This is a genomic window from Sphingobium cloacae, assembly GCF_002355855.1.
In the GTDB taxonomy this organism is placed as follows: domain Bacteria; phylum Pseudomonadota; class Alphaproteobacteria; order Sphingomonadales; family Sphingomonadaceae; genus Sphingobium; species Sphingobium cloacae.
This window is the reverse complement of the sequence record NZ_AP017655.1, coordinates 1,240,479-1,260,673: the sequence shown is the minus strand read 5'-3', so window position 1 is coordinate 1,260,673 and position 20,195 is coordinate 1,240,479. Positions and strand designations below refer to the sequence as shown.

Here is a 20,195-nt window from a genome sequence, read left to right as displayed (position 1 = left end):
CCGTTCCGCGCGGACGCCACAGGGAGATGCTATGAATATACGGCAAATGGCTCTGGCCGCCGCAGGGATGCTCGCTTTGAGCGCCTGCGCCTCCACCAAGGATGAACCCGTCGCGCCAGCGCCGCCGCTGGGGCCGGGCGCGATCGCCGGGACGGTCGCGGCGGACCGCGATGGAGACGGCATCATCGACGGTTATTACACCGCCGATGGCATCTATAACGCGATCCAGGGTCCGCCTTGCCGGCCGCCGCCGCCGCCCGTGCCTTCGCGGCGGGGAGAACGCGGCTGATCACCCAGTCTTTCCGGGCGCGGCACATCCGCCGCGCCCCTTCCCTTGCTTCCATCCTCATTGCCGGACTGATGGCGGGCCTTGGCGCCGCGCCGGTCGCCCATGCGCAGGACGCCGCCGTTCAAGAAGCGCCCGCGCGATCCAGCGTGGCGGCGGAAATCCGCGCGCAGGTGGGTGGCAAGCTGCGCGATTTCTACGGGCCGCGCGGTTTCTGGCCGATCTGGGTCGAAAAGAACGCCATCGGGCCGCAGGCTGACGCCTTGCTGGACCTGATCGACGGCGCGGAAGCCGATGGGCTGAAACCCGGCAGCTACGACCCCAGGGGGTTGCGCAAGGCGATCGGGGACGCGAACGCCAGCGGCGATCCCAGGGCGCTGGCGAGCGCGGAACTGGCGCTCTCGAAGAGCTTCGCGAAGCTGGTGGCCGACATGCGCAAGCCGTCCAAGGCGGTGAAGATGCGCTACCTCGATCCGGAAGTGGAGCCGCGCGACCCCGGCCCGGTGGACATATTGCGCGCGGCGGCGGTGACATCCTCCTTCGCGGATTATGTGGAGAAGGCGGGCTGGATGAGCCCCTTCTACATGCAGTTGCGCAAGGCGCGGGCGGGCTATGCCAAGACATGGGCGGACCTGCCCGATGTGGGGGTGCCCACGGGCCTCAAGCTCAAAGCCGGGGCGAAGGGGCCGGGCGTGGCCGCGCTGCGCGAGCGGCTGGGGCTGACGCCGGGCGGAAGCTATGACAAGGCGCTGGCCGCGAAGGTGAAGGCGTTCCAGGGCGACCATGGCCTGACGCCCGACGGCATCGCGGGCACGCAGACGGTGACGGCGCTCAATCGCGGGCCGCGATATTATCTGCGCGCGCTGGCGCTCAACATGGAGCGGACGCGGCTGCTGCCCGGCCCATGGGTGCGGCATGTGGTGGTGGACGCGGCGTCGGCGCGGCTCTGGTATTATGGCGAGGGCAAGCTGGACGGCACGATGAAGGTCGTGGTCGGCGCGAAGGAAAGCCAGACGCCGATGATGGCGGGCATGATCCGCTATGCGACGCTGAACCCTTATTGGAACGTGCCGTCCGATCTGGTCGAACGGAAGATCGCGCCGAAGATATTGGATGGCGCTTCGCTCCAGAAGATGAATTATGAGGCGCTGTCGGACTGGAGCGCCAACCCGCAGAAGCTCAGGCAGAGCAGCATCGACTGGCAGGCGGTGGCGGACGGGCGGCAGGAATTGCGCGTGCGCGAACTGCCGGGGCGGGGCAATTCCATGGGGCGGATGAAGTTCATGTTCCCCAACGACCTGGGCATCTACCTGCACGATACGCCTTCGCGCGACCTGTTCGCCAAGCCCGCGCGGCAGTTCAGCAATGGCTGCGTCCGGCTGGAGGATGCGCCGAGGCTGGGCAAATGGTTCTTCGGCAAGGCGCTGGCGACGGATTCGGACAAGCCGGAACAGCATCGGCCGCTGCCGCAGGCGGTGCCGGTCTACCTCACCTATCTGACCGCGGTGCCGGCCAAGGAAGGGGTGAGCTTCCTGCCCGACGTCTATGAGCGGGACGGCGGCAGCTAGGTGAGGCCGAGCGCCATCCAGAGCGCCATCGCCACCATCATGACATTCTCGGTGAGCGAGACGAAGCCCAGCGGGACGTTGCTGCCGCCGCCGACGCAGGCGCATTTGAGCTCGCGCCGGTCGATATACACCGCCTTGAACACCGACACCGCGCCGATGCCGCCGATGAAGAGCGCGACCGGGATCGACAGCCAGTTCAGCGCATGGCCGAGCATCAGCGCGCCCGCGCCCAGTTCCAGGAAGGGATAGGCCCGGCCATAGGGCGGCAGGCGGCGGGCGAGCAGGTCGTAATTCAGGAACATGGTGGCGAAGCGGTCCACATCCTGCAATTTCAGCATGGCGAGCAGCATCATCGCGATGGCGACGAACCGCTCCAGCAGCATGATGCCGACCAGCGGCGTGGCGGTGAGCCTGTTGACGGACAGCGCCAGCAAGGCGGCGACCGCGAAGACCGCGAGCACGGGAACATAGCTGGTCGCGTCGGGATCGCGGACCTTGAGGCCGAAATAGCGGCGCAGGTCGTCATGACCGCCGATCCGCCGGCCGTCGATGACGACCTGCGGCGTTGTCCTGACGTCATGCTTCGCCTTGAAGGCGTCGGTCTCCTCCCGCGTGGTGAGCCAGCGATCCTCGACCGCATAGCCCCGGCGACGGAGCAGCCAGCGCGCCTTGATGCCATAGGGGCAGACGTGGTTCGGCATCACCATGCGGTAGAGCGTCGCCTTCTTCGCGGGGCTGTCGGTCATGTCATCCTGATCCTTGTGGTGCTGCGGATGCAACCCATATAGAGTCCGTACCATGGTACGGAGTCAAGGGCATGATGACGATTTCGGGACTGGCGCGGGAAGGCGGCGTGGGAGTCGAGACGGTGCGCTTCTACCAGCGGCGCGGATTGCTGAACCTGCCCGAGCGGCAGGGCGGGGTGCGGCGATATGACGCGGAGCACGCGCGGCGGCTGAGATTCATCCGGGGCGCGCAGGCGGCGGGCTTCACGCTGGAGCAGATCGGGGAATTGCTGACGCTGGATGCCGGGCAGGACCGCGCGCGGGCGCGGGCACTGGCGGCGGAAAGGCTGGCGGCGCTGGACGCGAAGATCGCGGAACTGGAAGCGGCGCGGAAATCGCTGCGGCGGCTGGCGCATCAATGCGCGGCGTCGGAAGAAGGGCCTTGTCCCATTATCGCGGCGTTTGAGGGGTGAGGGGGGTGTGATGCCTCTCCAGGGGATGACTGGGTTTCCGACCTAAAGTGGTCATTCCGTCCAGCAGATCGGCAACCCATTTACAGACATAGACTGCCAGATGGATTTCCAGACGCTTAGAGCAAGGAGCATCAGTTTCCTTGGCCAGCGCGACGATGTCAGCCGTTAGACGCTGCTCTTCGGCATCATCCTTTGGACGACGTCGCTGCGTTGATCGATGCTGCACCAGAACACGGCAGGTCCACCGCTCCGATACCGGAAGAACGCGACGGACCTGCTCGATAGCCTTCCGGCACTCCTGGAAATCGTCTTCCTGCCGATGGCCGGGCAGGTCGACGAGGCGGGTCGCCATAGCTGCGATCGATTTCTATCTCTGATAAAATCATTCCTATTTAATGAGTTGCGTTCAGTCAACGTCGGATGATTAGCGTGCAGAAAAGCCGTTTTGCACTGCACAAGAAAAACTATCTTGGGTAAATCACTATCAAATTAGTAGAGTAATCAAGTTCACTCAAAGTGAGTGGTGGGCGACCCAATCGTGCGGGAGCTCCCTTATCCCCTCGACCCCCGCCAGCGGAGAGGATCCATGATCTTTCGTAACCGCCAAAGGGGTTTGCATGCGCAGAAGCGTAACAGGGGTTGGTAATCTTGATGAACTGCACGCCGTGCTGGCCTTCGCGCTCGTCGCTTGTGGCTATCCGATTTCCGAAGCAAGAGCCGAAACCGCCGTCAACGCAGCGGACGACGCTAGCGCCAGTGCGGGCGAGATTCTCGTAACCGCGCGGCGTCGTTCGGAAAATGTGCAAGACGTGCCCGTGGCGATCGACGTGTTGGGCGGAGAGCAACTGGAATCCAAGGCTGCCTTCAATCTTCAGCAGTTCTACCAGGAAGTACCGAGTCTCACGGTCTACACTTTCAACCCGCGCAATGTGACGATCAATATCCGTGGCCTGGGCTCGAACATTGCCTTCACCAATAATGGCCTCGACAACGGCGTGGGTTTCTACATCGACGACGTCTACTATTCGCGCGTCGGGCAGGCGGGTTTCAACCTGGTCGACATAGATCGCATCGAGATACTCCGCGGACCACAGGGCACCCTGTTTGGCCGCAACACCACTGCCGGTGCGATCAGTGTGACCACGAAGGCTCCCAGTTTTAAGACCGAGGGTACCGCGGATGTTTCGGTGGGCAATTACAATTTCTTCCAGGCACGCGGTTCCATTTCAGGTCCCATCACAAACAATTTGGCTGGACGTCTGTCCGCCGAGGTGACGACGCGCTCCGGCTTCATCGACGACACCTTCCAGAAGCGGAGCGTCCATGATCTCGACAACTACACGCTGCGGGGCCAGCTTCTGTGGGAGCCATCGGACACGCTCACACTTCGCCTGATCGGAGACTATGCGCGCCAGCGGACCAGTTGCTGCATCAGCACCATTCTGGGCTACGCTACGCAATACGATAATGGCGCGCCGATCGTTCGTCCCTATCTCGAGCGGGCGGCCGAGCTTGGCTATACTCCGCCGGCCATCGATCCTGGCGCCCGCCGGACCGATTCCGACTGGCTCGGTCCGATCCGGATGAACCAAGGCGGCGTGTCGCTGCGTATCGACAAGGATTTCGGCAGCACTACGCTGACCTCCATTTCGTCTTACCGTTTCTGGAACTGGTCGCCGCGCAACGATGGTGACAACAGCGCTCTCAACATCGATCTGGAAGGCAACGCGTACGACCGGCAGAAGCAGTGGAGCCAGGAACTTCGCCTGGCATCGAACGGAAACAACAAGCTCGATTACGTAGTTGGCCTGTACTACTTCCGCCAGCGCCTCCCAAGCCATACGCTGATCGAATATGGTCGCGACGCCGGCATCTACAACATCGCACCGGGCACATCCGGGCTGACTCCGGTCCAGCGGCAGGCGGCGCTTTACGGGGCCTGGGGCGACTTCCTGTCGACATCGCGCACCGATAGCTACGCGGCTTTCGGGCAGGCTACCTGGCATATTACCGAAGGCCTGAGCTTCACGGGCGGTCTGCGCTTCACCTATGAACGCAAGAGCGGCAATTACGAGCAGGTGCGGGGCAGCCGGATCGATATCTCCGGCCTGAACGCCGCGCAGATCGCCCTGCGTAACAGCTTTACTCCGCTCGTTCCCTATTATGAGCTGGAGAAGAGCTGGAAAAGCCTGTCGGGCCTCGCCACCCTGTCGCAGAAGATCGGCCCGGATGCACTGATCTATGGGACCTATTCGCGCGGGGCCAAATCGGGGGGACTCAATTTCTCGAACCTGCCGCGCGGAGCCAACGGGGAATTGCTGCTCGAACTTGCGGTGGTCAAACCTGAAAAGGTGAACAGCTTCGAGATCGGCCTGAAAAGCCAGCTGTTCAACCGACGCGTCACGGCTAACGTCGCGTTCTTCCTGACCAATGTGAGCGATTACCAGAGCAACATTCTGGATCAGAGCGTTACTCCGGCCCGGCTCTATATCGCCAATGTCGGCAAGGTCCGCTCCAAGGGCATCGAACTGGATTTGGCGGTAACTCCGACGGACGGTCTGATGCTGACGGCATCGGGAACGTACAATCCAGCGAAGTATGTCAGTTACAAGACTGCTCAGTGCCCGTTCGAGCTTCGCGCGCCGGGCCAGCCGACCGTGTGCGATCTCAGTGGCCAGCAATTGCCAGCAGCCCCACGCTATGCCGCGTCGATCGGCGGGACGTATGAGACGCCCATCACCGACAAGCTCACAGCCTTTGCGGGCGCCGACTACAACTACCGGTCGGGCTATTTCAGCACCTACAATAACTCTCGATATTCACGCGTGGCCGGTTTTGGCCTGCTCAACGGTCATATCGGCATCAAGCAGGGCGACAGCGGATGGGAGCTCTCCGTCTGGGGCCGTAACATACTCAACAAGCTCACTTTCTATAGCAAAAGCATCCAGGACGCGGGCGGCCGCTTGATCGGTTCGGTCGGCGACCCGCGCACCTTCGGCGCCACCGCGCGCTATCGGTTCTGAAGGAGGGACATGCAAGCATGACACAGAGAAGCGATCAGATCCGGCTCGGCGCGTTCCTGATGGCGACGGGGCACCATGTCGCAGCATGGCGGCATCCGGGAGCGAAGGCGGATGCGGGCGCCGATCTGGAACATTATGTTGCGATCGCCCGGACGGCGGAAGACGCGGGCTTCGACATGGTCTTCCTGGCGGACAGCCAAGGCAGCATGGTGGACCAAGAAGATCCTGCCGCCAGTCGTTTCGTATCGCAGGTCGCAACGTTCGAGCCGATCACGCTCCTGTCGGCCATCGCTTCGCGGACATCGCATATCGGTCTCGTGGCGACCGCGACGACGACTTATTACGAGCCCTATTTGCTGGCCCGCCTGTTCGCCTCGCTCGACTTATTAAGCGGCGGGCGCGCCGGGTGGAATCTCGTGACGTCCGCCCTTCGTCAAGAAGCGCAAAATTTCAATCTGGACCATCATCCCGAACCCGAGGCGCGTTATGCGAGGGCCGAGGAATTCGCCGATGTCACCAAAGGGCTGTGGCAGAGTTGGCAGGACGATGCCTTCCCGCGGGACAAGGCAAGCGGCGTGTTCTTCGATCCGGCCCGCATTCATCCTCTGAACCATCGCGGTGCGCATTTCTCGGTGGCGGGGCCGCTCAACGTCCCGCGCTCGACCCAGGGACATCCGGTGGTCGTGCAGGCGGGATCGTCCGAACCTGGTCGCGCACTCGCCGCCCGCACGGCCGAAGTGATCTTCACGGCCCACCAGACACTGGAATCCGCGCAAGCCTTCTACGCCGACATCAAGGGCCGCCTCCCGGCGTTCGGCCGCAGGGCGGAGGATCTGAGGATCATGCCTGGCGTATTCCCGGTGGTCGGCGCGACCGAGGCGGAAGCGCTGGAGAAGTACGAAGAATTGCAAAGCCTGATCCTGCCGGAAGTCGCTCTGCGTTTTCTCGCGTCGGTGTTCAACAGGCCCGAACTGCTCGAGCATCCCATCGACGAGCCGCTTCCCGACTGGCTGGAAGTGGATGGCCGAGCGAGCCGGCCCGCTTTGCTGCTGGAGCTTGCCCGGCGCGAAGGCTTGACCGCGCGCGAACTCCATCTGCGCGTGGCCGGCGCCCGGGGCCACTGGACGATCCACGGGACGGCGGCATCGATCGTGGACCGGCTGGAGGCCTGGTTTGATGGCTATGGTGCGGACGGCTTCAACATCATGCCGCCTTACCTTCCCGGTGGGTTGGATGATTTCGTCGGTCATGTCGTTCCCGAACTCCAGCGCCGGGGCCGATTTCGTAAATCCTATGCCGGCACCACGCTGCGCGAGCATCTGGGCCTGCCTTATCCGACACACCCCCATCACGCCATTCGGGCTGAGGCAGCGGAATGACCGCTAGCTGCCTTTCCTGGATCGCCTCCTGTCCGCCCGTCCGGGCCAGGGGGCAATAACCACCACGATAGTCTGACAGGAGAAGAACGATGACCACGCTTACCAAGGAACGTCCCGCATCGCTTGCGCAATCCGCCGGCGCAAGCAAGCTGACCATCTCACCCGTAGCCGGCTATATCGGCGCGGACATATCCGGGGTGGATCTTCGGCAGGAACTCGACGATGAAACAGTCGCGGCGATCCGTCAGGCCCTGCTGACCCACAAGGTGATTTTCTTCCGCGAGCAGCACATCAACCATGCGCAGCAGATCGCCTTTGCCCGGCGCTTCGGGAAACTGACTCCGGCGCATCCCCATGAAGATGCTCCGCCCCAAGGCTTCCCCGAAATCTTCCCGATCGACAGCCGTCGTTACGAAGCGAAGTTCGGCAAGCGCAAGGTGACTTACGATAATGGATGGCACACCGATGTGACTGCGGTGATTAATCCCCCCTTCGCATCGATCCTGCGGGCCGAGGAAGTACCGGCCTATGGCGGCGACACGCAGTGGACAAATCTGGTGGCGGCCTATGAAAACCTGCCCGAGGAACTGAAGCTCTTCGCCGAAAGCCTGCGCGCCAAGCATAGCTTCGCGCCTTTAGGCGCGCCTGACAGCGATTGGGGCCGCAAGATCGCGAGCAATCCGTTGATCGCGATCCATCCACTGGTGCGCGTCCACCCCGAAACCGGCGAAAAGGCACTCTATGTCAGCCCGACCTTCACACGTTTCGCGCGTGAGATCATCGGCCTCAGCCCCAAGCAGAGCGAACGCGTTCTGGACCTGTTCTGGGACGAGATCACCAAATCGCAATATACGGTACGTTTCCGCTGGGAACCCGGAAGCATCGCCTTCTGGGACAACCGCAGTACGGCCCACTTGGCGCCTTCAGATCTCGATCACCTCGATAACGGTAATCGCGTTCTCTACCGCGTGACGTTGGAGGGCGATATTCCGGTCGGCCCTGACGGCAAGCCATCAGAGCTGGTCGCGGGTAAGGAATTCCTCGCGCTCTGACGCTCAGCAACGGCCGGGAGCAAATCCGCTTCCGGCCGTCCTTGCCACCAGTCAAGAGGATAGCTGCTTCGTGCGACACGCTCGTTCCCCTTTCGCGATCGACCGCCGCTCTTTTTCCGCCCTGCTAATGGGCGCGCCGCTGATGCTGGCAGCCTGTCGTGCAGGGGTCGGTGATGGCGGCAGTAGCACGCTCCGCATCGGCGACCAGAGCAAGAGTTTGCAGCTTCCTTTCGAGCTGGCCGGCGAGGTCGAAGGGCCGCCGCTACCCTTCCAGTGGATGACGTTCACCGACGGTCCGAACATGAATGCAGCCTTCCTTTCCGATGCGCTGGACGTGGGCACCATGGGCGATACGCCAGCCCTGTTCGCGTCGGCCGCCGGAGCCGACGTAGTGATCATCGCGGCCGGCTCGACAGCGCCCAACAGCTATCTTCAGATCATCGCGCGTCCAGACACCGGCATTCGGACCTTAGCCGACCTCAAGGGCAAACGGATCGCGTTCACCAAATCGACCGCGCTCCATGGTTACCTCCTTCTCGCGCTCGAACATGCGGGTCTAAGCCAAGCGGACATCACGCCCATCGACGTGCCGCTCGTGGCGCTTATGCGCGCACTTCAATCCGAAGCGGCGGACGCGGCCGTTCTCGGCGGCCCGATGATTCCAGGCTACCTTGCCCAGCAGCCCGATGCAGTAGTGCTGGACGCACCGGATGGCGGGTACAACGTAATTCTGGCCGCGCGTCGCTCGCTCGCGCATCCCACGATACGAAGCGCGCTGGTTGATTTCGTGGCACGCGGCGCCCGCGCCGGTGAATGGCTCAAGGCCCATCCCGACATCTGGCGCGAGGAATATTTTCGCGGGGTGCAACATCAGGATGAAGCTGGCGCGCAAGCACTGCTGAAGCGCGTCGGGATCCGGCCATATTTCAAGACCGTTACCGCCGAACTGCGGACGCATCTGGAGCGGCAGGCCAAGCTTCTGTCCGGCGCGGGCGCGCTGCCACCGGGACCAATTGCCGCCGATCTTTTCGATGGCGGTATCAACCGGGAATTCAACCAGGCAATAGAGGAGGCGATTGGATGAGCGTTCTGATCGTGCAGACGGCCACCGTCGCGTCCACGACTGACGAGACGGAGGAAACGCCAGCATCCGCGCGGGCGGTGCGTCAGCCCATTGCCCTGGAAACTGTTTCACTTCCCGACGCCAGGAGGGGGCGAGGATGGGCACCCTCCTGGCTGCTCCGTATCGCCGGGCCGGTTGTCTTGCTGATCGCCTGGCAAGCCGTAACGACACTGCATCTCGTCGATACCCGCTCGCTTGCCTCGCCCTTGGCCGTGGCGCAAGCGGCGGACGCATTATGGACGTCGGGTGATCTCCAGCTTCATTTCCTCGCATCGCTTCAGCGGGTCGCCTGGGGTCTGGCACTTGGCGTGGGGATCGGCTTGATGCTCGCCCTGTTTGCTGGCCTTTCGCGCGCCGGGGAACATCTCGTCGATTCATCCATGAACATGGTTCGTATGGTGCCGGTGATCGCACTGCTTCCGCTGATAATCGTCTGGATGGGAATCGGGGAGCCGGCAAAGATTGCGCTGATCGTGATCGGCGTGACGTTCCCCGTCTATATGAACAGCTTCGCGGCGATCCGCGGGGTGGATCAGAAGCTGGTCGAAGCCGGGCAAGCTTTCGGGCTCAATCGCTGGGGGCTAGTTTGCCGCGTGATCCTGCCGGGAGCAGTGCCTGGCTTTCTGGTGGGGCTTCGCTGGGCACTGGGCGCCGCTTGGTTGCTGCTATTCTTTTCCGAACAGATCAACGCGGATCGCGGGCTCGGCTATCTCATCAATCAGGCGCAATCCTGGAATCGCACGGATTATATCGTGCTCGGTCTGGTGATCTACGGCTTGCTTGGCTTTGTCGGAGACCAAGGCATCCGCTTGATCGAGCGGACAGTGCTGTCCTGGCGCAAGGGTTTTAACGGCGTATGACGATTCAATCTTTACCAATCGATCGGCGCCCCGCGCTTATGGCTGATCCGCTGGCTGTGCGGATACGCAATCTGAAACGCGGTTTCGACGGTCGTGCGGTGCTGACCGGCATCGATCTGGACGTCCGCGCGGGAGAGTTCGTCGCGCTGCTTGGCCGCAGCGGTTCCGGTAAGAGCACCCTGCTGCGTATCCTGTGTGGGTTCGATGGAGACGCCGATGGAGAACTGCAAGTCGCAAGCCGGCGTTCGATCGTCTTCCAGGAGCCGCGACTGCAACCTTGGCTGCGCGTCTTGACCAATGTTTGTCTGGGCCTGCGCGGGCCGAACGTGAAAACCCGAGCGCGCGAAGCTCTCGAGGAAGTCGGGCTCGTTGGCCGCGAGAGGTCTTGGCCCCTCACACTGTCGGGCGGGGAGGCGCAGCGCGTAGGTCTTGCCCGGGCGATGGTGCGCGAACCGGATCTGCTATTGCTGGATGAGCCGTTCGGGGCATTGGACGCCCTGACCCGGCTGAAGATGCACGAATTGCTGCGGAGCCTGTGCCGCGCGCATGAGCCCGCCGTCATTCTCGTCACTCACGATGTGGATGAGGCCCTGGTGCTGGCCGACCGAATTCTGGTACTTACAGAAGGGCGAATCTCGCTCGATCTCGATAATGATCAGTCCATGCCAGGATTACATACCGAGCTGGCCGTAGCCGAAAAGCGGACTCGTCTTCTGGCCGAACTGGGCGTTCATCAGGTCGTCGCCTGAAAGGCTGCATGGAGAACGGACCCTTCCAGATCGCGGAAAGATGGCGGTCCTTATCGAGAATCCAAAGGCAGAAGACCACACCGCTGCAAAAGGGCTACCTCGCGCGGGTTGAGGAACAATGGCTCGGCCGTCATTCGCCGGACATCCCGTAGCATGACGATACCCGCATCCCCACGTTGCAAAATAGCCGCGCAAGGGCTGGAGGATAGTGCCGCGCGCGATCGTGCGGAACAGCGGCCCCTTGCGATCGTCGCGCAAGCCGCAGCCGTCGATATAGGCTACAAGATATTCCTCTAGATTGTGATCGCAGGCATTTCGTGGCGTTTATCGGCCGTTTTACTGACAGATTTCCTTTGGCTTCCGCATCTTCGCCTGATCCAGTCTCGTTCCCGGAGGAACAGTCTCAGCTATGATGGTCGAGCGCCTTCACGGCCGAGGTGAGCCGCCCACGGCCTGATACAGGGCTATCAGCGCCGTCAGCCGATCGTTGCGCAACTGGATCAATGCCAGATCGACCGATAGCAAGGCGCGCTGTGCGTCCACCTGTTCCAGATAGGTGGAGTATCCCACGCGATAGCGGTTGGTTGCATGACGCAGGCTGCTGGCCACAGCGTCACGCTGGCCGGATAATGCCTTCTCCTGATCATCGAGCCGCGTAATCACCGCGAGTTGGTCCTCCACCTCACGAAAGGCGCGGAGGACCGCCCGCTGATAGGCGAAGGCCGCCTGATCGCGCTGCGCGACCGCCGCGTCGAACTGTCCCCTGAGGCGCCCGCCCGCGAAGATCGGGGCCAGCACCGACCCGCCGATCGACCAGAAATCGACATTGTCGCGCAGCGACGAACCGATGATCTCGCCCACAGTAGCGCTCAGCTGCACTTGAGGGAGAAATTGCCGCTGCGCGGCCCGGAGCCGGGCATCCGTGGCGGCCAGCGCATATTCCGCCTGCACGATATCAGGCCGACGACCGGTGAGCTCGGACGGAACCAGTGCCGGAACGGCTGGATGGCGAAGCGCCGCAAACCGGCCACCACGCATTATGTCACCCGGCGTATTTCCAGTCAGCAACGACAGGGCGTTTTCTTGCCGGGCGAGAGCGGTCTCGACCACGGGGATCTGCTGCTGCGTGGCGTGGTACTCCGCTTCCGCCTGCCTCAGTTCGAGATCGGATGTATAGCCTGCGTCTGCCCGGCTGCGGGCTATGCGTAGCGCGGCTTCACGGGAGGTCAGGGTCTCGCGCAGCACGCGCAGCCGTTCGTCCAGCGCCAGCAATGTGACATAGCCGGTAGCTGTGGCCGAGGTTACCGACAGGACTGTCGCCTGCCTGGCGGCGTCGCTGGCCAGCGCATTGGCCGCCGCCGCATCGATCTGCGCGCGATTGCGGCCGAAAAGGTCCAGTTCGTAGCTGGCCTGGAACTGCGGCTGCGCAACCGTCGTCTCCACCGCCGTGCCAAGCGCCGTCAACGAGCGGCCGTGACTGGCCGGTATCGAGGCGTTGAGAGCGGGCAAGAGCAGCGCGCGGGACGCCCGCTCCTGGGCACGAGCTTCCTGCACCCTCGCGAGGGCAATCGCGATGTCGGCGTTGTTTTCTCTCGCTTGCTCCACCAACGCCACCAGCGTGGGATCGCCAAATGCCTGCCACCATTCGCCATCTGCTATCGCGCCGCCCGTGAATTTGGTGCGCCAACTCTCCGGCGCAGCGACTGCGGAGGTGTCGGGTGGTGCCGGAATGCTTGGAACACAGCCGGCGAGGCCCACCGCAAGCGCGACGGCCGCGACTGTCCTGAAGAGGCAGTTCCGCATCACTGCTTCCTCGTGTGGACGGTCGCAACGACCGACATGCCTGGGCCGAGCCGCCTGGCAAGCTCCTGGTTCGGATCGATACGGATGCGCACCGCGATGCGCTGGGGCACCTTCACGAAATTGCCGGCCCCCGTATCGGGGCGGATCACACTGAATTCGCTGCCGGCCGCCGGCGAGACCCGCTCAACCACCCCGGTGAGACTGGCGCCTTTGAAAGCATCGACCTGCAACGTGGCCTTCTGGCCAACCCGAATGTCCGCGGTCTGCGCTTCCTTGAAATTGGCGACCACCCAATGTTCGGTCGGGACGAGATACATGAGCTGCGTGCCCGGAGACACAAGCTGGCCGACGCGGACCGCCACCTCGCTCAGCCGGCCGTCGCGCGGCGCTCTGATGATCGTGTTGTCCAGGTCGACCCGCGCGAGATCGCGCGCTGCCGAGGCATTGTCGACCTGCGCGCGCAGGCCGCCGCGTCCAACATCGACCGAGCGGACCTGTTCGACAGCGATCGCGCGCTGCGCCTGCGCCTGCTGCACGGCGGTCTCCGCCTGGCGCAAGGCAGCCAGCGTCTGGTCCCGCTCGCGCCGCGACACCGATCCCTCACTGACAAGGTCGTCCACGCGCGCCATGTCCGCCCGCGCCCGGACCAGCTGCGCCCGGGCATTGGCGACGGCGGCATCCTGCAACCGGACCTGCGCCTCGCCCGATCGCTGGTTCTGCAAGGCGTTGTCGAGCGTTGCGGTCTGTGCGGCGATGTTGGCTGCCCCCTGCGCCACGCGGGCCCGATAGATGCGGTCGTCGATCGTGACCAGCACGGCGCCTTTACGCACGTCGGCGAAGTCACGGACATTCACGGCCGTGACATATCCCGTGACCTGTGGACTGATGATCGTGGTCTGCCCGCGCACATAGGCATTGTCCGTGGTCACGTTGCCGGACCGGAAAGGCGGCAGGCCCCAGGCATAGAGGACGGTCAGCACACCGGCCAGGATGACAAGGCCAAAGATGATGATGGCGCGGCGTGACCGGTTAGGCGCCCACCCGCTACCCTGCTGCTCTGCGTCGGTGAACTCGGGATCGGTCGGTTGACTGGCAGTGCCGGTTGCGGCCGGTACCTGCTGCTTGCCTGGATCGCTTTTAATCTCTGTATTCATGCATTGCGGCTCATCATTGTCTGGAGGGCTGCCATCTCATCGGCCAGCGGGTTGATGCCTTTGCGCCGCAGGTAGGCCCAGCGGGCGAATGTGATCGCGAACGCGGCACCTGCGAGGCAGCCGATGACGAAGAAGACATCGTTGAACGCCATGATCGCCGCCTGCTGGTTCACCTGCTGCACCAGTCGCGATGCCCCTGTCGCCTGCCTCAGGGCCGCATCGCCCAGCGTGGCGCTTTGTCCGGCTGCAAGTTGTCCGATCGCCTGTGCGACCGCCGGGTCGGATAGCGACAGGCTTTGACCCATCGTCATCAGATGCGCCTTGACGCGAATGGTATGGAAGGCCGAAAGCGCGGCCACGCCGGCGAGACCGCCGATCGTCTGCGAGAGGCCGAATACGGCTATGAAGCTGATAATATAGTCCGGTCCGCGCGACAACGCGCGCAAAATGCCCTGCATCATCAGCGACGCCATGACATAGACCGACGCAAAGGCCAGCAGCGCCTGGGTCCAGTACAGATTGGCCGGACGGGTCAGTACACCGGACCGCGTATCGAGCAAGGCGGCGACCGCGATAATGCCCATCGCGACCATGATCGGACGCGTGAGATCGGTCGGGTCGAGCCGCACGATGGACACCGTTGAGCCGAGAAAGGCCGCCAGGGTCAGTATCCAGTAATAGGTCACGAGCTGGTCGTTCACCATGCCCACCGTCGAGAGAAGGCCGGTTGCTCCGAAATTCTGTTCGGACAGCAGGACACGAACCATCGCCCCGGTCAGCGCGAAGGCGAGGATGTTCCCACTTGTCATCCATCGAGTGTGCAACATGGGGTTGGCGCGGTTATGCTCGATCAGGAAGGCCAGTCCAATCAACAGGATCGCGCCGGCCAGCGCGGCGCCCAGCCAGGGCTTGTCCCACCAGATGATGCGGCCCTGCACGAGAAAGGCGCATAGCAGGCCGATCCCCGATGTGAGCAGCGGGAAGGATATGAGATCCAGCTTTTCGAACGAGCGCACCGTTTCGCCAGGCGGCAGGTGAAGGATATTGACCAGGCCCACGGCGACAAGTGAAAGACCGAACTGTAATTGGAAAAGGTGATCGATGTCCCCCGATGCAAGCAGTGCGGGAGAGATCGCGCGTGCCAGGGGGATCGCGATCTGTCCGAGCCCGATGCCGATCAGAACCGCCACGATCTTCGCCTTGGCCGGCATTCCCTGAATGAGATAGAAGGTAGCCAGCGTGCTGATGCAGCTTCCGGCGATTCCGGCGATTCCGCGCGAGAGCAGTTCGACATGATAGCCGGCGTCGAACAACTGCACGAAATTGGCGAACAGCAACGCCGACATTGCCACCCGCACGAACCGCTGTATGCCGAATTCCTGCCGCGCCTTGAACAGCAGCATGCTCATGCAGGCGTTGGTCAGATTGAACGCGACCGTTACCCATCCTCCCTCGACGGGCGTCAGCGCGAGATTGCTCTGGACGAAGGTCAGGTTCGCGATGAGAAGTCCGTTCTGAAGTCCTCCGACCACAGCGAGATACAGCCCGATCAGCAGATAGGCGACCTTGCGCGCGGCGGGGTGATCGGGAGTTGCCGGTGAACCCGGCATGAACGGCCGCTCGTGCGGCTTGAACACATGGCCGGCGTTTGGGCTTCCCGAAGCGGACGCGCGGTTAGCCATCGCGAAAGACCGATCCGATCAGCATGGCGGTCAGTTCGCGACGAAAAGTCTCGTCGTCCGCCAGTTCCGGCATGGAGCGGATCAGTTGCTCGCGGCGAACGATGTTGATGGCCATGCCGTAGCCGAACTGGAGGATCAACATGTTGAGCGGGCCAGGCCGTAAGCGGCCACGCGCCCACACCTTCTCCAAACGGCTGCCCAGATGTTCGACCAGTGGCGTGAAGAGATTTTCGTTCACCCATTCGGTGCGCTCGTCGTCGCGAAAGACGTCGCGCGCGGCAAAATGCGGAATCTGCGTGTTCTCACACATGAATCTTGTGATCTCGCTCAATGCGGATCGCACCGAGCTTTCGGGATCGTGGTCAGGTGCCGGAACGTCAAGGTCCGCGAGAAGGTTCTGCAACTCCCGGCCGAGGCCTTCGATCACGGCCTTCCAGAGATTGAGCTTGGAACCGAACTGGTAAGAGATGAGTGAAGGGTCCACCCCTGCCTCATCGGCTATCTCCTTGAGCGTGGCACCCTCATAGCCCTTGGAGGCGAAGACCCCGAGCGCGGCCTGGGAAATGTCCCGCGAGGGGTCGAGGCGGTCCCTCGGCGGGCGCCCCCGCGGCCGGATTGTCTGAATGGGCGGCTGACGCGTCATGCGGATTTATTAAATCGTGATTTAATAAATGGCAAGTGGCCTGATGCAAGCCCCATTGCGCTTGCCTGGGGGCGAGTGCAGGCGCGCCCGATCGGCTGGCCGCCATATCTTGCGCGGAGACAGGTCGATGCAGGCTTTGCGAGACGGTATGGGATAGATTGCAAAACGGCGGCGGCCAGGGCAGTGAATGCCAATAGTTTTTCAGATTATCTTGATTGTTGCCTCGACCGCGCTCCTCGTTGTGCCGCAATGATTTTCAACCCACACAGCGCGCCGCCATTCTGAGCGGCTGCTAGCATTACGCAACGGTGCATCGGAACGATATTTTGAAGAACTTCGCGACTTGGAAACCTATATTCCGCGAGGAGGCCGCTGGCCTTATCGCTTATTCGGGTTGGCCATGATGGTTTTCGCATCCACCCATTTAGTGTTCTGCCGCTAAAATTGCCTGTCGGCTTAAGGGCCGAGACTGTTGAAAAAGTCGCTTGAGTTGCGGCTGGGGGAGTGATTCCATCGCGAGTGTAGTCGGGAGATGCGGCGATGATGGGTAAGCTGGATGGGCAGGATCGGCTGTTTTACGAGTTTCGGCTGAACGATCATGTGCCAGCGGATCATCTGCTGCGGCGGATTGATACGGTTCTGGATTTCGGCTTCGTGCGCGAACATCTCGCCAGCAGCTACAGCGCGATGGGGCGACCATCGATCGATCCCGAACTGATGATGCGGATGCTGCTGGTGGGCTATCTTTTCGGCATCCGGTCCGAGCGCAGGCTATGCGAGGAAGTGCATCTCAACCTTGCCTATCGCTGGTACTGCCGCCTTGATCTGGACGGTCGCGTGCCGGACCATTCGACCTTCAGCAAGAACCGCTATGGCCGCTTCCGCGACGGAGAGTTGCACCGGTTGCTGTTCGATGAGGTCGTCCGCCGCTGTGTCGAGGCGGGGCTCGTGATCGGCCACGACACCGCCGTGGACGCCAGCATGGTCGAAGCCGACGCCAACTATGAGCATAAGCTGCCGGGGAGCGAAGCGCCCGATACCCTGCGCGGCCAGTACCGCAGCAGCCGCGCGGTGCGCGAATATCTCGCCGCCCTCGATGCGGCGCTGCCGACGCCACCGGATGAGCCGGAGCCATCCACGCCCAAGCATGTGTCGCCGATCGACCCACAAAGTGCGTGGTCGTCAAAGCATGGCCGCGCCCGGTTTGCCTACGCCACCAACTCCATGATCGACACCGAGACCGGCTGCATCCTCGATGTCGAGGCCAGTCCGGCACGCTTCGCGGCGGAGGTGGCGACGACGCGGGTCATGGTGGAGCGCGTCGGTCAGCGTCTCGGTATCACGCCCAAACGCATTGCCGCCGACAAGGCCTATGGCAGTGGCCTGCTGCTTGCTTGGCTGTTCGATCGCGAGATTGTGCCGCATATCCCGGTCATCGACCGCCAGCGCCAGGTGCCGGGCATCTTCAGCCGGGATGACTTCACCTATGACCCCCAGAACGACAGCTTCACCTGTCCCGGAGGAAGATCGCTGACATATCGTGGCGACGATCGAGCGCATCGCGTGCATTTCTACCGTCCGAAAGGCAGCGACTGCAAAGCCTGTCCCGTTCGCGAGCAATGCACTACAGGGACACGGCGGACGCTGACCCGTTCGTTCGATCAGGAGGCGCGGGATCGCGCCCAGGCCCTCGCGCAGACCGATGACTATGCCCGATCCCGACGATTGCGAAGGCGTATCGAGCGGCTCTTCGGCCATCTCAAACGTACCATGGGCATCCGAAGGTTGAAGTTGAAAGGGCTCAGCGGAGCGGCAGAGGAGTTCTTGATGGCGGCATCGGCCCAGAACCTCCGTCTGCTCACCAGACCGGCAAGCATGACTGGATAATACAGCCCTCGATTGCATCGGCGATCGTCGCTCCACTGCCAAGCACCGCCGTCAACCCAACGACTTTTTCAACAGTCTCGGCCGTTTTCTGGAAATGCCACTCCCGCCCAAACCCGCCTTCAACGCACATTCCTAGAATCCCGCCATCAGTCCGTCGATCGCGCCTTGCAGGATGTAGCTGGCGGCCAGTTTGTCGACCAGTTCGTCGCGGCGGGCGCGGCTGGCGTCGGCTTCGAGGAGGGTGCGGGTGACCGCCTGCGTCGACCAGCGTTCGTCCCAGAAGAGGATCGGGCGGCCCAGATCCGCGATGTTGCGGGCGAAGGCGCGGCTCGCCTGGCTGCGCGGGCTTTCGCTGCCGTCGAGGTTCAGGGGCAGGCCGACGACCACGCCCTTCACCTGCTGCTGGTCCATGAAGGCGGCGAGCGCGATCTTGTCCTTGCTGAATTTCCCGCGCGAGACGGTGTGGGCGGGGCTGGCGATGGACCAGCCCGCGTCGCACAGTGCGAGGCCGATCGTCTTCGTGCCGACGTCCATGCCGAGCAGGCGGCCGCCCATGGGCAGCGCTTCGCGGAACAGGGCGCGGTCCGCCGTCAGGAGGGCGGCGCTCATTTCAGATAGGTGGACAGGCGGGCGCGGGCATCCTCCCGGATATTCGCCCAGAACAGATTATAGTCATAGACATGGTAATTATTGCCGGGGAGGGTGAAGGGCCCCATGTCCACCGGCTCCCCGATCAGCAGGAAGCCGTCGTCGGCGCAGCGGGCCGGGACGGCGGCGGTCACCAGCGTGGCAGGCTTGCCCTCTTCCCTGCCCTGGAGCGTGCCGCGATTGGCGCTGGCCGGAGCCGTCCCGTCCCGCGCGCCGGTCAGCGGATTGGTGCAGAGCATGTGCGTGCCCTTGCGCGGCTGGCCGGTCAGGCCGTCATGAGCCTGGAACATCGCGGCGACGGCGGAGGGATCGGCGGGTTCGGCATAGCTTTGCCAGCTGAGGACGCAGCGCGCCTGATCGGGTTTCATGCAGGCAGGGAGGCCGAGCGCGGGAAGGTCGGCTTCGACCGAGACGGGCCAGCCAATGACATAGGCCGCGACGATCCTGTCCGCGACGGACTTGCCCGCCACCTGATCGTGCATCAGGCGGAGGAGGTGGAGCGAGCCCTGGCTATGGGCGGCGAGGATGACGGGGCCGGCCGGGTTGGTCTTCAGGAAGGCGGCGAAGGCGGCGCTCACGTCGCGATAGGCGGCGTCGATGGCTTTCGGGCCGTCCGCCTTGTCGGTCAGGAACGCGCCGTAATTGGCCTGCCGGTAGCGCGGCGCCCAGATCGCGCCGACGGCGTTGAAGGCGCTGGCCTGCCCCTTCACGAAGCGGCGGGCGGTATTGAGCGAATCCTTGTCGTCGAGGCGCATGTTCCAGTGCGCGTCGCCCAGCGTCGTGATGTAGGAGGTGGGATGGATGAAGAAGACCGCCGCCTTTTGCGCGGCGGGCGCGTCCTTCACGCCCTCCGGCGTCCAGAGCGCGGGATTGTCCTTCGCGATGTCGGGACGGGCGATCCACATCTTCGGATCGTCATAGGCGTTGGCCGGCAGCGGCTGGAGCGGGGCGAAGGTTTCGCGCGGGACCATCACCGCGCGGATCATCTCCATGCCCCAGAGGCGATAGGCCAGAAGGGCCGCGATCACCAGCACGATCAGCGTCGCGACGACGTAAAGGAATTTGCGGGCCAACCCATGCTCTCCATTTTCGGGCAAGCGCTTGTCTGGCGCATGGGGGACGTGCTGGCAAGAGGCGCGA

General features: G+C 63.2%; 17 protein-coding genes and 2 pseudogenes. 10 read left to right on the top strand and 9 right to left on the bottom strand.

The features are described from left to right. Positions 1 to 31 precede the first annotated feature (31 nt). Together SCLO_RS06140 and SCLO_RS06135 are read left to right on the top strand one after the other, a co-directional pair. Positions 32 to 289, top strand: a complete 258-nt coding sequence (locus SCLO_RS06140) for a hypothetical protein (RefSeq protein WP_066515674.1) — start codon at positions 32 to 34, stop codon at positions 287 to 289. Beyond that, complete coding sequence (locus SCLO_RS06135; protein ID WP_456154407.1) at positions 238 to 1,854, top strand: L,D-transpeptidase family protein; 1,617 nt, start codon at positions 238 to 240, stop codon at positions 1,852 to 1,854. The genes SCLO_RS06140 and SCLO_RS06135 overlap by 52 nt, the downstream gene beginning before the upstream one ends. Here SCLO_RS06135 and SCLO_RS06130 read toward each other — a convergent pair. Beyond that, entirely contained in the window at positions 1,851 to 2,600 is a 750-nt protein-coding gene (locus SCLO_RS06130) for a glutaredoxin family protein (RefSeq protein WP_066515755.1), read from the bottom strand. The two genes, SCLO_RS06135 and SCLO_RS06130, sit on opposite strands and share 4 nt — an antisense overlap. Positions 2,601 to 2,674: 74 nt before the next feature. Here SCLO_RS06130 and SCLO_RS06125 point away from each other — a divergent pair, with 74 nt between their 5' ends. Beyond that, entirely contained in the window at positions 2,675 to 3,052 is a 378-nt protein-coding gene (locus SCLO_RS06125; protein ID WP_066515756.1) for a MerR family transcriptional regulator, read from the top strand. A gap of 136 nt (positions 3,053 to 3,188) precedes the next feature. Here the strand turns inward: SCLO_RS06125 and SCLO_RS23805 are convergent. Next, positions 3,189 to 3,344: pseudogene (locus tag SCLO_RS23805) on the bottom strand (IS3 family transposase); the annotation flags it as partial. A 325-nt stretch (positions 3,345 to 3,669) separates the two neighbouring features. Between SCLO_RS23805 and SCLO_RS06120 the strand changes: the two are divergent. The 6 genes from SCLO_RS06120 (at position 3,670) to SCLO_RS06095 (ending at position 11,238) form a co-directional block, all read left to right on the top strand. After that, on the top strand, positions 3,670 to 6,075 hold the full coding sequence (locus SCLO_RS06120; protein ID WP_083949023.1) for a TonB-dependent receptor: 2,406 nt from the start codon (positions 3,670 to 3,672) through the stop codon (positions 6,073 to 6,075). A 17-nt stretch (positions 6,076 to 6,092) separates the two neighbouring features. After that, the gene (locus tag SCLO_RS06115; protein ID WP_066515684.1) at positions 6,093 to 7,454 is read left to right on the top strand and encodes an LLM class flavin-dependent oxidoreductase; all 1,362 of its coding nucleotides are present in this window, start codon (positions 6,093 to 6,095) and stop codon (positions 7,452 to 7,454) included. 89 nt (positions 7,455 to 7,543) lie between these two features. Next, complete coding sequence (locus SCLO_RS06110) at positions 7,544 to 8,506, top strand: TauD/TfdA dioxygenase family protein (RefSeq protein WP_066515687.1); 963 nt, start codon at positions 7,544 to 7,546, stop codon at positions 8,504 to 8,506. A gap of 127 nt (positions 8,507 to 8,633) precedes the next feature. Then, positions 8,634 to 9,590: a PhnD/SsuA/transferrin family substrate-binding protein gene (locus tag SCLO_RS06105; protein ID WP_066515690.1), complete on the top strand. Its 957-nt coding sequence runs from the start codon at positions 8,634 to 8,636 to the stop codon at positions 9,588 to 9,590. Next, the gene (locus SCLO_RS06100; protein WP_083949024.1) at positions 9,587 to 10,489 is read left to right on the top strand and encodes an ABC transporter permease; all 903 of its coding nucleotides are present in this window, start codon (positions 9,587 to 9,589) and stop codon (positions 10,487 to 10,489) included. Before SCLO_RS06105 ends, SCLO_RS06100 begins: the two co-directional genes overlap by 4 nt. Positions 10,490 to 10,527: 38 nt before the next feature. After that, the gene (locus SCLO_RS06095) at positions 10,528 to 11,238 is read left to right on the top strand and encodes an ABC transporter ATP-binding protein (protein ID WP_231923365.1); all 711 of its coding nucleotides are present in this window, start codon (positions 10,528 to 10,530) and stop codon (positions 11,236 to 11,238) included. A gap of 207 nt (positions 11,239 to 11,445) precedes the next feature. On the opposite strand, the pseudogene SCLO_RS24275 reads toward SCLO_RS06095, so the two are convergent. The 5 genes and pseudogenes from SCLO_RS24275 to SCLO_RS06070 all read right to left on the bottom strand — a co-directional run. Continuing rightward, a pseudogene (locus SCLO_RS24275) lies at positions 11,446 to 11,564 on the bottom strand (tyrosine-type recombinase/integrase); the annotation flags it as partial. Between the two features lie 100 nt (positions 11,565 to 11,664). Further along, positions 11,665 to 13,041, bottom strand: coding sequence for an efflux transporter outer membrane subunit (locus tag SCLO_RS06085; protein WP_066515695.1), 1,377 nt, complete (start codon positions 13,039 to 13,041; stop codon positions 11,665 to 11,667). Further along, entirely contained in the window at positions 13,041 to 14,195 is a 1,155-nt protein-coding gene (locus SCLO_RS06080) for an HlyD family secretion protein (protein WP_066515697.1), read from the bottom strand. Before SCLO_RS06080 ends, SCLO_RS06085 begins: the two co-directional genes overlap by 1 nt. Further along, complete coding sequence (locus SCLO_RS06075) at positions 14,192 to 15,805, bottom strand: MFS transporter (RefSeq protein ID WP_231923364.1); 1,614 nt, start codon at positions 15,803 to 15,805, stop codon at positions 14,192 to 14,194. Before SCLO_RS06075 ends, SCLO_RS06080 begins: the two co-directional genes overlap by 4 nt. 64 nt (positions 15,806 to 15,869) lie before the next feature. Beyond that, complete coding sequence (locus SCLO_RS06070; RefSeq protein ID WP_066515703.1) at positions 15,870 to 16,520, bottom strand: TetR/AcrR family transcriptional regulator; 651 nt, start codon at positions 16,518 to 16,520, stop codon at positions 15,870 to 15,872. Positions 16,521 to 17,060: 540 nt separating this feature from the next. Here SCLO_RS06070 and SCLO_RS06065 point away from each other — a divergent pair. Then, positions 17,061 to 18,407, top strand: coding sequence for an IS1182 family transposase (locus tag SCLO_RS06065; RefSeq protein ID WP_096362099.1), 1,347 nt, complete (start codon positions 17,061 to 17,063; stop codon positions 18,405 to 18,407). A gap of 132 nt (positions 18,408 to 18,539) precedes the next feature. On the opposite strand, the gene ruvX is transcribed toward SCLO_RS06065, so the two are convergent. Beyond that, positions 18,540 to 19,016, bottom strand: a complete 477-nt coding sequence (ruvX, locus tag SCLO_RS06060; RefSeq protein ID WP_066521402.1) for a Holliday junction resolvase RuvX — start codon at positions 19,014 to 19,016, stop codon at positions 18,540 to 18,542. Next, complete coding sequence (locus SCLO_RS06055; protein ID WP_066521407.1) at positions 19,013 to 20,128, bottom strand: DUF3089 domain-containing protein; 1,116 nt, start codon at positions 20,126 to 20,128, stop codon at positions 19,013 to 19,015. Before SCLO_RS06055 ends, ruvX begins: the two co-directional genes overlap by 4 nt. Between the last annotated feature and the right edge of the window lie 67 nt (positions 20,129 to 20,195).